12 protein-coding genes are annotated in these 14,385 nt (G+C 39.1%); 6 read left to right on the forward strand and 6 right to left on the reverse strand.

The features are described 5' to 3' along the window. Positions 1-22: 22 nt before the first annotated feature. Entirely contained in the window at positions 23-1,129 is a 1,107-nt protein-coding gene (locus J2755_RS01955) for a glycosyltransferase family 4 protein (RefSeq protein WP_209678917.1), read from the forward strand. On the opposite strand, the gene J2755_RS01960 is transcribed toward J2755_RS01955, so the two are convergent. After that, on the reverse strand, positions 1,119-2,546 hold the full coding sequence (locus tag J2755_RS01960; RefSeq protein WP_209678920.1) for a flippase: 1,428 nt from the start codon (positions 2,544-2,546) through the stop codon (positions 1,119-1,121). The genes J2755_RS01955 and J2755_RS01960 overlap by 11 nt on opposite strands. Before the next feature lie 334 nt (positions 2,547-2,880). On the opposite strand from J2755_RS01960, the gene J2755_RS01965 reads away from it, so the two are divergent. The 5 genes from J2755_RS01965 (at position 2,881) to J2755_RS01985 (ending at position 10,309) form a co-directional block, all read left to right on the forward strand. Further along, complete coding sequence (locus J2755_RS01965; protein ID WP_209678924.1) at positions 2,881-5,571, forward strand: putative Ig domain-containing protein; 2,691 nt, start codon at positions 2,881-2,883, stop codon at positions 5,569-5,571. Between the two features lie 172 nt (positions 5,572-5,743). After that, positions 5,744-8,200, forward strand: coding sequence for a DUF3656 domain-containing U32 family peptidase (locus J2755_RS01970; protein WP_209678927.1), 2,457 nt, complete (start codon positions 5,744-5,746; stop codon positions 8,198-8,200). A gap of 81 nt (positions 8,201-8,281) precedes the next feature. Then, positions 8,282-9,325: a permease gene (locus tag J2755_RS01975; protein WP_209678930.1), complete on the forward strand. Its 1,044-nt coding sequence runs from the start codon at positions 8,282-8,284 to the stop codon at positions 9,323-9,325. A 16-nt stretch (positions 9,326-9,341) separates the two neighbouring features. Continuing rightward, complete coding sequence (locus J2755_RS01980; RefSeq protein WP_209678933.1) at positions 9,342-10,082, forward strand: metallophosphoesterase family protein; 741 nt, start codon at positions 9,342-9,344, stop codon at positions 10,080-10,082. Then, the gene (locus J2755_RS01985; protein ID WP_209678936.1) at positions 10,079-10,309 is read left to right on the forward strand and encodes a thioredoxin family protein; all 231 of its coding nucleotides are present in this window, start codon (positions 10,079-10,081) and stop codon (positions 10,307-10,309) included. The genes J2755_RS01980 and J2755_RS01985 overlap by 4 nt, the downstream gene beginning before the upstream one ends. Positions 10,310-10,314: 5 nt before the next feature. Here the strand turns inward: J2755_RS01985 and J2755_RS01990 are convergent, their stop codons facing one another. The 5 genes from J2755_RS01990 to J2755_RS02010 form a co-directional block, all read right to left on the reverse strand. Beyond that, positions 10,315-11,283, reverse strand: coding sequence for a potassium channel family protein (locus J2755_RS01990; RefSeq protein ID WP_209678939.1), 969 nt, complete (start codon positions 11,281-11,283; stop codon positions 10,315-10,317). 47 nt (positions 11,284-11,330) lie between these two features. Continuing rightward, positions 11,331-11,864, reverse strand: a complete 534-nt coding sequence (locus J2755_RS01995) for a DapH/DapD/GlmU-related protein (protein WP_209678942.1) — start codon at positions 11,862-11,864, stop codon at positions 11,331-11,333. A 131-nt stretch (positions 11,865-11,995) separates the two neighbouring features. Further along, entirely contained in the window at positions 11,996-12,136 is a 141-nt protein-coding gene (locus J2755_RS02000) for a hypothetical protein (RefSeq protein WP_209678945.1), read from the reverse strand. 131 nt (positions 12,137-12,267) lie between these two features. Next, positions 12,268-12,861, reverse strand: coding sequence for a YigZ family protein (locus tag J2755_RS02005; RefSeq protein WP_209678948.1), 594 nt, complete (start codon positions 12,859-12,861; stop codon positions 12,268-12,270). Positions 12,862-12,895: 34 nt separating this feature from the next. Next, positions 12,896-14,239 carry an MATE family efflux transporter gene (locus J2755_RS02010; protein ID WP_209678951.1) on the reverse strand — a complete coding sequence of 448 codons (1,344 nt, stop codon included), beginning with the start codon at positions 14,237-14,239 and terminating at the stop codon, positions 12,896-12,898. Positions 14,240-14,385: the final 146 nt, after the last annotated feature.

The following is a 14,385-nucleotide window of genomic DNA, read 5'->3' on the forward strand; positions in this document are numbered from 1 at the left end:
TGTTTTATATTGGAGTTTCTTATTGAACTTACATATGAAAATTTGTATACTTGGCCACTATCCTTCAAGTGGTGAACCTTTTGCTGGTGTTTCTAGGGTTGTTTATAGTTTATCTCATGAATTATCTGAGTTAGGCGTTGAGTTATTTTTATTAAAAAAAAAGCGATATAGTTCTATTTTTAGGAAACTTGGCTGCAAAAAAGATAAAAAAATTACTATTTGTCAAGTGTCGCATATTGAGTTAATTATCGATCTTGTAAACAATAAATATGATTCAATTACAATTCATAATATATCATTTTTCTTTTTAATTCCTTTGATATTAAAAAAGTTAAATTTAATAGCTTGTAAGATAGTTTTTGTTTCACATGGATTAATAGACTTAGAAAAACAAGAAAAAAGATATGATTATCCTTTAAGGTATTCTTTTTACCAAAAACTCTTCTTTTTTTGGTCGGATCAAATTGTAAGCGTTTCTAATCAATTAAAAGAAAACATTGTGAATTACTATTCAATTAATCCTAGTAAGATTACAGTAATTAATAATGGCGTGGGGGGTATTTTTTTCAACAGATCATCTGCCAAATTGGATGCATTACCAGACAAATATGCACTATATGTAGGAGAAATTGCCCGGGTAAAAGGATTAGATTTTTTGCTAGATTCCATGCAAAGAGTGGAATTACCAATTGTCTTAATTGGGCATTCATCTAGTTACTTGGAAGTTTTAAAGATCAAATTTTCAGAGCTTTTTGAAAAAGGAAAAGTTATCCATCTCGAAAATTTGACTGAAGATGAACTTTTGGCTGCGTATTCAAATGCAACTTTTTTAGCATTAGTCAGTCGCCATGAACCCTATGGTTTAGTAAGTTTAGAAGCTATGGCTTCGGGAAAACCAGTTATCGTTTCTGACAAAGTGGGTGCAAAAGAAGTAATTGAAAATGGTAGGGATGGATTTATTGTTCCTTTTGGGGATGTAGAGTCATTAGTAGATTCTATGAACTTCATTTTGAATAATAGATTAGACGCTAGAAAAATTGGTTTATTGGCTCAGGACAAAGCTGTTCAAAACACCTGGTCTAAAAAAGCAATTTTATATTTAAAAATGTATGAAGAAATTATCGTGTGATTAATTTCTTAATAATTTTTTTATCATCTTCGTTCACCCCTCCAAGCAAATAATATGTGGTTGGATATAAAATTACTGCGCCCATTATCAACAGGGGTAAATAGAGAACTGGAATGCAAATCAGTAAATATGCCAAGAAAATTAGATTTGTGATGAATATTTTCGTGAAATTTTTATCTAGCAAGTCAACCTCTAGTTTTCTTAAAACTATTATCATCAGATAAATTATAATTATGCCTTCTGTAATAACTGTTGCAATTGCTGCTCCATCAAAATCATATATTGGGATAACAATTAGATTTAAAAGAACGTTCAGAAACGCACTTATTACTACTATTTTTGTTACGGTTTTCTGCTCATGTAGGGAAACTAAAGTATCCGCATTAACAGTGTTTACAAAAATACAAATTTGTGCCCAGATCAATATCATCAAGGCAGAAGAGGCTAGTGCGAATTCATCGCCAAATATTGTTACTATGATCTCTTCGGCAAGAAACGTCACTCCTATTCCTATTGGTAATGCAAATAGTAAGGTGTATTTCAGGCTTAAAGAGTATATTTTTGACAGTTTTTCTTTGGGTTGGGTGGCATATGATGAGAGTATTGGGAATAATGACATCATCATTGCGGAAGGTATAAATCCCAATGGCAGTACTAATTTCAATGCCGAAGTATAATATCCTACTGACTCATCTCCTTTCATAATGGAGAGCATTAGTATGTCAATATTATGGTAAATAGCAGCAAAAATTCCTGTAATTGCTATGGGTAGTGATTCCTTTAGCAAGTATTTCCACAATTTAAAATCAATATTATAAGAAGGCCTCACAAATTTTTTAGAAAAATGGTAGTCTAGAGCTGTTTTTAGTACTTCTGCAGCTAGCATGATGGTGACTATTGTTAGAAGGCTGCCTTCATTGAAAATAACTGCAAAAATTAGTATTGCAGAGAAGAGCCTATATGCAATTTTCGAATATAGGTTGTATTTCATCTCTAGGTTAGCTCTAAATATTGAAGTATATATCCCACTATAGGATATGAAAAAAATGGAAAATGCTATTATGTAAATAAATAATGTAGTGTCCTCAGGATACTGCATCAGTGATATTACTGAAATTGCAAGTATAAAAGATATTATTGAGAGAATTAAGTTAAAAATTAGGGCATTTCCTATAAATTCTCTTGTTCTAGATTTATTTTGTGAGATCTCCCGTATCAACACAGTTTGCAGTCCAAAGTCTGTTATTACAACAAAAAATGAAAGATAAGCAAACAAAAAGCTAAATTTTCCAAAATCCACAACACCAAGATATCTTGCAAGATATATGGTTACGACTAAAGAAATCAATCTGAATAAAATATTTCCTGCAACTATGATTGCAGTGTTTTTAGCTATTTTAGAAATTAGGCTAGCCATTTTTCTTCTACTCTTTTTAAAATCAACATTAGCTATTATATTTGTAGGTACGTATTACCTTGATACCTATATAGAACCTTTACTTTGTTTTAATATTTTGTATTACAATTTTTGGTACTTACGTTCCACGCAGTTATAAAATCCAGAATCTAAAGACAAATTTCTGTCATTTCTGCATACTAATTTTATTTTCTAAATAGAATGATCTGCCCACTATGTATGTTCACAAAAGAAAAAAATATGGCCATATATATTTTATCTATCTACATATTATCTCTAGACATGAGCTTATTTTGCCTATAATATTCACTCAAAGCTCATGATGGGGTAAAATATGTTAAAATTCAGAGTGCTTGCCTTAGTAACGCTTTTGTTGATCACAATGAACATTGCAGGCGCAACAGTACAATATAATCCATCTTTAAATATAATTTCTATAGGCAATACGACTGAAATCAACAATATGACCAGTTTGTATTCTTCTCTTGTGGATAGTTATGGGGAACAGTACGTTCAAGAAAATATTGTGAAACAAGTTTCACCAAAAGTATGGTGGGTAAACGGAAAAATATCTGTTCCTAATTCTGGCAATTTCTGGATTAACAATACGGATGCCCAAGAAATAAGAATATGTAACGGATATAGGGATTGGTCGTTTGAAGGTTATATTACATTAAATAACGTGACCATATATTCGTGGAATCGAGACGCCGATGAGCTGAATAATTTTGGTGATGGTTCGATTTCTGTATTCTACAATGAAGCTCATGATGTTGAATTTCATGGTTTTAAATCAATTTACTTTGGCTACTATTATGGAGAACAAATTAAGGACTTAAGCTTTTCTAATTTGGCCTTAGCTCACACAACTTATGGTCTTTCATTTCAAAATGCTGAAAACATATCAGTGAATAATGTAATTATTAGAGATGGTTCTCCTACTTTTGGAAATGGAATAACCAATTCAATGGTCAACAATTCGACACTATCAAATATTTTTGTCTATAATGTTAGTGATCACACAAATCCTGCCTCTGGAGCATACGGAATCCAATTAAGTGGTTCCAATAATATCATTCATGATGCATATATAGACGGGACTGCTTGGAGTGGGACTAATTTTGGTGGAATTGACTGGATGGGAAGCACCAATTTAACTGTTTACAATGTGACAGTTAATAATTCAGGTCATAATGGTTTCGAAGTGGAAATGAGCCAATCGTCTTTTAAGAATATAACTGTTGCAAACAGTGATAAGCATAATTTTTTCCAAGTTGGAAGAATTGAAACAGGTAAAATGGTTGGCTCCAATACCTATGAAAATCTGGATAGCCACAATCCATCTTCTTATGGAATTCTTTTTGGGGAAGGTTCTTTTGATTCGATGCTGAAAAATTCATTATTTGAAGGAAACGGTGTATACATATTTGATTCCAAAAATATCACATCTATAAATGTAACACAAGTAGGTCAAAAAAATGTAGGTGGGATAGGCTACTATTCTACCATTGTTTCTTCGACATTTGATTATTGTGAAAACAACGCTATTGTAGATTCTTCCTTCTGTAACAATTCAGATAAAGATTTTTGGATACATTATGGTCAGAATACAATAATGATAAATGGAAATTATTCGACGCTCCGTTTGACAAATGATGCCTTCACAAATTATTATTATTTTGATCTTTTATTAGAAAATACCAATTTCTTAGCAGAAAATGCATATTTAAACATTGAACCGGATACTTCTTCGATAAGCGCTGTCAATGGCCTTGGAATTAATAGTAGCTTGTTTTCTATCGATGGATCTCAGCAGACTGCGCTACCAAATAATGATCGCTCCAACTCTCCAGCTATTGCCGAGTACTATGAGAATTCGGATGGCACATTTGAGCGCTTTTCTCATACTGCCACAATCACAACCACAGATAACCGCGTTGTAACTCTCTCTGGAATAACCCCCGACCCATCATGGTACCGTGAAGATCCAAACATTCCAACATACACAATCACAGCAATAATTCCAGATGAATCCAATGGACCACATATAACCGGATTCGCACCAAGTGAAACCAATCCTTTTACTCCAGAAGAAAGCAAAATCTTCAGGGTATGGACCGATGAAACACTTACAGACATGAAATGGTATGTTGACGGTTCCCTTGTTTCACAGGGTTCAATGGATTACACCTGGACAATCGTGGAGGGTACCCATAGTATCGAATTCCTGGGTTCAAATTCAAATGGAAGCGTCTACAAGATCTGGACTGTTGGTGGTGAATCTGCCCCGGAGTCTTCAAATGATGCCCCAACCTTAACAACAATAGGTTCCAAATCCACCACCGCCACAGAACCCCTCACTTTCACCCTCACAGCCACAGATCCAGAGGATGATCCACTTACCTTCTCCGCCACAAACCTCCCAGAAGGTGCAACTCTTGATCCATCCACAGGTGAATTCTCATGGGCTCCATCAATAGGTCAGGAAGGTACATACTACGTGACTTTCAGGGTAAATGACGGTTCCCTCATGGACAGTGAAACTGTGGCCATAACTGTAAACGAACTCAACGTAGCACCTGTAATCGACTCTTTCAATCCGGAAGATTCACAGTTCTTTGAAGAGACAAATACTATTACAATAAATGTTTCCGCACATGATGACAACGAAGATGAGTTAAGCTATACTATCTCCATAGATAACGTTGTCCGCAGCACTTCTTCCGAATACAACTGGAAGACGGATTACAAGTCTGCCGGCATTCATACCATTAACGTTACTGTATCAGATGGTGTAAACACTGTTTCCGAAAGCCACCAGATAAACATAATCGACGTACATCCACGCTGGGACGTTGACAAAGACGGAACCGTGGACGATGAGGACATTGCCGCAATCTCCGAGAAATTCGGTACAAAAACAAATAAACCACACCCACGCTGGGACATCAACCAGGATGGCGTCATAAACATTCAGGATTTAACCCTCGCAGGCTCCAATTATGGTGAAACAGTTGAAGGGTAATTGACACAGTCTTTACAACTGTGTATTTCTTTAACTTTTTTCTTTTTAACTTACGAATTATTGTAACCTAAACATTTCCTGAATTCTAATATCGATTCTCTTCTCCCCTCGAAGGATTCATATAACTTGCATGGTTGCATATATCATTCTTGATAAATGGCGGATGCACTCCATGAAAAACAATTCTGAATATCCCGTATGTAAACAGAGGCCGGAAATACTCGCACCTGCAGGTGATATGACTGCCTTGATTGGTGCAATCAAAGGAGGAGCTGATGCAGTCTACCTCGGGGTTGGGGAATTCAATGCCCGTCAGGGTGCTTCCAACTTTAGCGAAAAGCAGCTTGAAGATGCAATCGAACTGGCTCACTCATATGGATTATCAATTTACCTGGCGCTGAACATTCCTATCAAACAAAATGAACTTCAGGAAGCACTGGATCTCGTTGATGATGCGTACGCAATGGGTATTGATGCGATAATAATGCGAGATATTGGCCTAATATCTCATGTTCACACTCTTTATCCAGATCTACCTATCCACGCAAGTACCCAAATGACTGTCCATAACACAGCTGGCGTCAAATCCCTTGAAGAGTTAGGTGTTAAGAGGGCAATTGTTGCAAGGGAACTCAACACGTCCGAATTGGATGCCATTGTTCATAATTCCAATATTGGGATTGAAATCTTTGTTCATGGTGCACTCTGCTATTCCTATTCCGGCCAATGCCTCTTCAGCAGTTTTACAACAGGACGTAGTGCAAATCGTGGCGCATGCGCCCAGCCGTGTCGCTGGAAATTTGATCTAGTTATTGATGGCAAGAAATGCAATCAGGAAATTGGGGGCAGTTATCCCATAAGCTGTGCCGAGCTGTGTACCCTCGGAGATATCGGGGATATAGTCAAAACCGGCATTTGCAGCCTTAAAATTGAAGGCAGGATGAAAAAATCAGGATATGTAACCGCTGCTTCCAGCGCATACAGGGAAGCTGTTGAGAAAGTTTGCAGTGGTATACCCCTTGATGAAAAGTGGGCCAAACAGAAGGAAGAAGAACTTGGGAGGCTCTTTTATCGTGGTTTTACCAAGGGCTTCGTTCTGGAAGATCGTGATGTAACAAATCCGGCATACAGCTCGAGCCATGGAGTTCTTCTTGGAACAGTACAAAATTTAGTTTTCACAGAATCTTCGGCATCTCTCAAGTTAACACTTGAACATGATCTGGAAATGGGGGATGGAATCAGTATTCTCACAAAGCATCGAATGCTTGGTTCCTCGATAGGGGCAATTATGAAAGGATCTAAGGAAATCCTTTCGGCAAAACGTGGGGAAACAGTTTCCCTTTTGATTAGTCCCAGAACAGGAAAAGCCGTGGAAAAAGGCGATGAAGTCTATGTGACCACAGACTCTTCATTGCTCAAACAGCTTCAGGCAGTTGAGCTTCCAAAATTCCCAGTTGACATAGTTGTAGATGCACATCTTGACAGGGAACTGTCAATTTCAGTTTCTGAAGGTCATTCGCAGATCGAGCATGTATCTGATTATGTGGTCCATCCATCCAGAAAAGCTCCAACAGGTGAAGAACAAATATCCTCTATTATGGAAAGGCTGGGTGACACTCCCTATTCTGTTTCCAGTATCACAATAAATGCAGATGACAATATTTTCATCCCTCTTGGTGTGTTGACACAGGCTCGAAGGGATGCTTTTGATGCGCTTCTGGAAAATAAACTTTCGGCGTTTCAGAAGGAAGCCAAGTATCCTTTCTTTGATACCGAAAAATCCGATTCCCATGAAGTCAGTGACTCCCTGCTGTTAGCTGTGGAAGTTGGAAGCATTGATGCCTTGCTGGCTGCTCTTGAGAACGGAGCTGACATAATACATGTTCCAATATCTCTGTTCCCTGAAATACAGCAATTTGAAGTTGGAAGACTTTTGGAATCCAATAATGGAGTACCTGAGATTATTTTATCCCTTCCACCGATTATTCATGATTCTGAACAGGAGTCCGTTATCCAGCTGCTTTTGGAAGCAAAGAAATACGGATTCTCTGTAGAGTGTTCTGATCTTGGTTCCCTTAAGCTTGCAGAAGATTTGGGATTGTCTTTTGTGGCTTCCAAATCTCTCAACACTTTTAATTCACTTTCAGTTACGACTCTGTCACAAAAAGGAGCTTTCAGGGTTGATGTCTCTCCTGAATTATCTGTTAAGGAAATACGGGAACTTTCAAGTGGTGTTGATCACGGCGCGGTGCAGCTTGAATCTGTGGCTTACGGAAGACAATTGATGTTTGTTACCGAACATGATCTACTGGCTCCTCTTGTAAAACAGGGATTTTATCGCAATGGAGTTTCTGCCTATCTCGTTGACAAAAAAGGTGACAGGTATCCTATAAGAAGATGGGGTACACGGACACTGTTGTATGATTCTCGTGTAATCAACATGTCTGGAAAGTTGAGGGACTTGCAGGAAGCAGGAATATCTGTAATTCGCCTTGAGCTTGGAAGCGATGGTCAGAAAAAAGTAGCAAATCTCGTGACTACTTACAGGGAAGCTCTGGACAGGTTATCCAGTGCAACTTCTTCAGGTTCAACACAGCATTTTACTGGTCACTATTTCGAAGAAGTCTAAGACGGAATTTCAAATTTAATTGAAATAGGAAGTCTTATATATGGTGTTTCAAATAATCTTGAAACACAGGTGAACGTCGAAATGGCAGATCAATATTTGATTGACCTCATAAACGTAGGTCTTGGAGCACTTCAGGAGTATCTCGCACTTCATGTACTTCTCTGCCTCGTTCCTGCTTTTTTCCTTGCAGGTGCCATAGCATCTCTTTTCTCAAAAGAATCTGTCCTTAAGTTCTTTGGCAGTGATACTCCAAAATACATCTCCTATCCGGTAGCTGCAGTTTCGGGTTGTATGCTTGCGGTTTGCAGTTGTACAGTTCTTCCCCTCTTTGCTGGCATTTTCCGTCGTGGCGCTGGAATTGGTCCGGCAACAACTTTCCTGTTTTCAGCTCCTGCCATTAATATTCTGGCAATAGTGTACACAGCTAAGATACTGGGTTATGATCTGGGAATTGCCAGGGCTGCGATTGCAATTTCTTTTTCTGTAGTCATAGGAATAACGATGGCTGCTATTTTCGAAAGAAAAGTATCGAAGAAAGAAGGATTGGTGGCTTTTGGTGATGAAAAGCACAAATATAGCGTATATCTGTTCATCTTACTACTTGCGATTCTTGTGCTTCCGGAATTCATTAGCGACTGGAGATTGCTGGCTGCACTTGAAATCCCATTGGTACTTATTACGATCTCATTGTCTTTCAAATGGTTCTCAAGGGAAGAACTTGAAAGCTGGATGTCTGAAACATGGTTCCTTGTGAAACAAATTACACCCCTCCTTCTTGTAGGTGTTTTTGCCGCAGGAATTATTGTTGAACTCCTTCCGGCAGAATATGTTGTTGCAGTGGTGGGAAGTGATTCATTTTTCTCCAATTTTGTCGCATCCGTTGCCGCTGCATTGATGTATTTCTCAACTCTTACTGAAGTTCCTATCATTAGTGCACTAACTGAATTGGGTATGGGCAGAGGTCCGGCTCTGGCAATGCTTCTGGCAGGCCCGGCTCTCAGTCTCCCGAATATGATTGTAATTAGCCGTATAATGGGCATCCGGAAAGGATTCGTATACATAACCCTGGTTGTTCTGGTTGCCTCCATTGCAGGTTTTGCTTTTGCCCGATTGTGGCTTGCGTAACAGGGAGGAACAATAAATGAAAATTCTGGTGATATCTGACATACATGGCAACATGGAAGCCCTTGAATCTGTCATGCAGGTTCCACATGATGAGGTGCTATGCCTGGGGGATCTTGTTGACTATGGCCCTTCACCTGTGGAAGTAATTGAATTTTTAAAATCACATAACATCCCGGTTATCAAAGGTAACCATGACAATGCAGTAGCCACAGGTCTTGAATGCGGCTGCAGTTATGAACTCAAGTACTTGTCCATTGCTACAAGGGATTATACAAGATCCGTAGTTGGAAAAGGCCACATAGATTTCCTGAAATTGTTGCCATCTGAAATAGAAAGGGAAATTAATGGAACAAAAGTTCATTTTACCCATGGAAGTCCTCGTTCTTTCTATGAATACATTCGTCCTGAAACTCCGGAAAATGAATTAAGGGAAATGACCGAGGAAATTGATGCGGATTTACTTTTTGTGGGACATACACATATTCCGTTTGAAAAGCAAGTTGGCGATCTTCGCATAGTCAATGTCGGTTCAGTTGGACAACCACGAAATGGTGATCCACGGGCAAGTTGTGTTCTTCTCGACACTGCTACGATGGAGATTGAATTCATAAAAACTGAATATAAATCCGACAAAACAATATCTGGAATAAGGGAGAAATTGCCTTATCCTGACGACCTTATCTCAATACTTAAAACCGGAAAAACAGACTATGCAAAACGAACCGGTGAAAAACCTGAATCGGAGGGAAATAATTGAAAATTGAAATACTCGGTACCGGGTGTGCCAAATGCAAAAAGACTCAAAAGAATGTTGAAGAAGCAGTTTCAGAAGCTGGTGTTGATGCTGAAATCATAAAAGTGGCAGACATCAACACAATAATGGATTATGGCGTAATGATAACTCCCGGTGTTGTGATTGATGGTGATGTCAAAGTAGCCGGTAAGATACCTTCTGTTGAGGAAGTCAAATCCTGGCTTGGCTAATCACTTCAATCAAGGAAAATAAGGGAATCGCCATTTTCTATTTTTGTGTCGGGTGAAGGATTAACCTGATTACTTCCATCTTTGTTTATTGCAAGCAGGATTACATTCCTGTCTCCTTTTAATTCAGTTGAGACTTCCCCGAATGATTTCCCTGCCATATCCGATGTAGCGAGGATTTCAACTATATCATGACCCTGTAGTGTACTGGTCACCTCTGTTATCAGATCCACAACTGCAGGTTCCAGAACTGCTGATGCAAGCAGTCTTCCTGTGACTGTATCAGTGTTTATAATCTGGTTTGCCCCAACAGTTTTGAGGGTGTTTGCTTTCTCTTCTGAAATAACAGTTGCAGTGATATTTACTTTTGGATTGAGCTCCCGCACCAGGGCGGTAACGAGAAGGGTAGTGCTATCGCTTTTCTCAGCGACTATTACATTAGCAGCCCTTTCAACTCCTGCCTGGATAAGAATCGCTTTGTTCTCCGGATTACCTTTTACGAAGTGTAATTTTTTATCAAAGGGATTTGCTTCATAGATATCAGTAACAAGGCAAATTTCAGAAGTATCCCTCATTTCTTCTATGATTGCTTTTATGATCTCATCCGAATCTCCAATCACAACTATGTGATCACTTTGTTTTGAATCAGTCATTCCTCTCACTTTCTGTTGTTGCATTTCATAAATAACGACTGCTACCGCCGGGAGCATAAGCACCCCTGCAATCATTGTTGGCATAAAAAGCAGGCGTGCAAGCGGTGAAGAGGGGGATACATCCCCAAAACCGACTGTGGTAACGGTTGCCACGGTCGCATATAATGAGTCCACAAAAGTCTTGCCGTCAAGGAAATAGAGTATTAGTAGCTGGGACAAAAATATTAAGAGAAAGGCCAGAAGCAGGTTTCTCTGGCTATTTTTTACGCCATCAATAACCTTTACAATTGATTTGCGCATTCTTCTTAATGGCCAGAGAACCATTTTTTCCTCCAATAGCCTTCCATTAAAGACAGTAGTTCAAAAAGTGTTTAGCATTTCGTGTTCCGGTATCCTTCAACAAGTTCAAGGTTTGCTTCAATAACGTTTTGCTTGAATTCAGACAGATCGCAAGTGAGTTCCGGTAGCCTTGCAGCCTCTTTTTCTGTAACAATTACAGCACCAATTGGCACATTTCTTCCGGATTCAATTGTAACTCCGTGGACTGTTGTGTTGTGCAATATTACTACATCGTCACCAATTTTACAATCGAAAACAACCGCACCAAACCCAATGAAACATCCCTTTCCAATTGTGCAGGGTCCATGGACAATGCATCCGTGTGCAAGAGATGTCTCTTTCCCGATAACAACTTCTGAACCGGAGATTCCATGTATTGTAACATTGTCTTGTACATTGCAGTTATCTTCAATCCTGATAGATGCATCAGGTTCATCTGCGCGTATTACGGCATTAGGTCCCACAAAAACTTCATTCCCTATATACACGTTACCAATAATGGTTGCTTTATCTGAAATCCAGGCACTTTCACTTATTTCAGGATGTTGTCCGGCAGGGTTTTGCAAAATTTCACCTCGTTGTCAATCTAGTTTACATCATAATGTTCTGCTGGCTATTTCTATTTGTTGTCTACACTTAATCTCTGAATGTTGATTTTGTGAACAAGCAACAGTGGAGAATGAATTGATTTGCATGGTCACATGTCATCAGTGTCACGAGATGGATTTGGCCCCTCGTAGTAATCCTGCTGACGTGCTGCCTTGTAGTACTTCCTGCAGGCCCTGAACCAAGCACATTCTCCTTTTTTATTCCTGATTTTTGTTTTTTCCGACGCCATAATTTCTCTCATGGTACAATTGTTGCAACTAGGATTAATAGTTCTCGGATAGAAGTTAATTTGTGTCAGCTTATAAGCATCTTAAAAGCTGACATTTGTCTGCTTTTTGTCAGACAAGCAAAGTTATGGTTTTATTCAATTTGAAATGTGCAGCCGGCCGCCAGAAGTTTTTCCCTGATTTTTTCATTTTCCTCCTCCGGAATACTGGCGTTAATCGTAACTGTGTCTGAAAAATCCTCACTTTTAATGCGACCAAACTCGATTACAAGCATTCTTATTTTTTGTGATTCGGAATATGTGGTGACAATTTTTAAATCAATAGTTTCGCATTTTTCCATGATTCCCGCATTTTCAATGGCTTCAATTGCAGCCTGCCTGTATGCTCTTGCCAGTCCTCCAAAGCCTAACTTTGTACCACCAAAATATCGTGTCACAACGACCACTACATCAGTCAGGTCTTTCATTTCAAGGACCTTGAAAACTGGTTTTCCGGAGCTTCCGGATGGTTCACCATCATCATTGAAATAGAGGGCAAGTTTTCCACCCGATGTGAACCTATAAGCTGGAACATTATGAGTTGCATCGGGATGGAGTTTCCTGATCTTTGCAATAAACTGCTTTGCTTCTTCTTCAGAATCTACATTTTTTGAATAAGCAATGAATTTAGAGCCTTTAACTTCTGTTACTGCTTCTCCTGCACCTTTGAGAGTTCTGTAGCTTGCCATTTTTCCATTTCCAAGGAAGTTGGCATAGGTAATATCAGTTTTCCATTGTCATTGCTTCTCGTTTCATTAAAAGAACTGCAACTAGAAATCCCATAAAATCTGAAATCGGGAACGATATCCATATGCCCATCAGACCGAAATACAACGGCAGTATAAGTATAAGGGGTGGGAGAAATATCAGTTGCCTTGAAAGAATCAGCAACAGTGATGCTCTTGATTTTCCCAGTGACTGCAGGAGTGCAGTTGCTACCACCTGTGCACCAATAAACGGCATCATGAGATAACAAATCTTAATTGCCGGCACCCCCATTTCAATAAGGGCTGGATCATGGCTGAAGATGCCAATAATTTGCTCCGGTATCAAAAAGACAATTACCATGCTCAGGAAGCAAAGTCCGGTAGCCATGTAAGCTGACAGGGTGATGGTTTCCCTGACTCGTGCAAAATTGCTGGCTCCATAGTTGTAACCGAAGATCGGCTGAATTGCCTGCTTAAGGCCGATTATCGGCATGAGAGTCAACATGAACACTTTGATTACAATGCCGAATACAGCAATTGCCAGATCTCCGCCGTAGAAGAGAATACTCTGGTTGAACAGCAGGAACAACAGGCTCTCAACAAGGTTGAACATGAATTCCGACAATCCGATGTAGCTGGATTCCTGAATTATAGCCGTGTCAGGCCAAAGGGTATTGAAAGAAAACGGAACTGTAGCTTTACCGGTGGCATAGTAATAGAACACCATCAAGGTGCCAACAATCTGGGAAATAACAGTTGCTATGGCTGCTCCCTTGATTCCCATTCCAAGTATAAAAATGAAGATCGGATCGAGAATGATGTTGGTGATGCTGGCTATGAGCAGCAACATCATTGCATATCTTGTATTTCCTTCAGCACGAATAGCGTTGCTCATTGTAGCGGAGAATGTAAAAAACACTGTCCCCAGGACAATGTAATACGTGTACTCGGCTGCAAAGGGCATTACGGTTTCAGATGCACCGAATAGTGAAAGCATTGGTTTCAGGAATAACAGGGCCAGCACAGTGAAAATGAGGCTTGTAACAGTGACCATTGAAGCCATGTTTCCAACGGTTTTTTCGGCATGCTTCCTGTTGTCTTTTCCCAGTGATCTCGAGACAATGGATGCTCCACCAATTCCCACACCAAGGGCAATTGCCATCATCAGCATCTGAACAGGAAATGCAACTGAGATTCCTGCAATCCCGAGAACACTTTGTTCTCCCAGCCCCCTGCCAACAAAAATAGTGTCAACAAGGTTGTATAGAGCCTGGACTACAAGCCCGATTATGGCAGGAGTTGCAAGCTTGACTATGAGATTGCCAATATTATCCTGACCCAGCAGTTCTGTATGTTGCATTTGCACTCTTCTGATTTGGTGATTTATTATAATGTTTCTGGAAGGAGAGATTCGAGTTTATTTATAAATAATATTTAATAATATTATGCGTCAATTTATCAGGTGTTAAAATATAAATTTACGAAAGTATTTATCTGATGCAGTCA

This window comes from Methanohalophilus levihalophilus (genome assembly GCF_017874375.1).
Classification (GTDB): Archaea; Halobacteriota; Methanosarcinia; order Methanosarcinales; family Methanosarcinaceae; genus Methanohalophilus; species Methanohalophilus levihalophilus.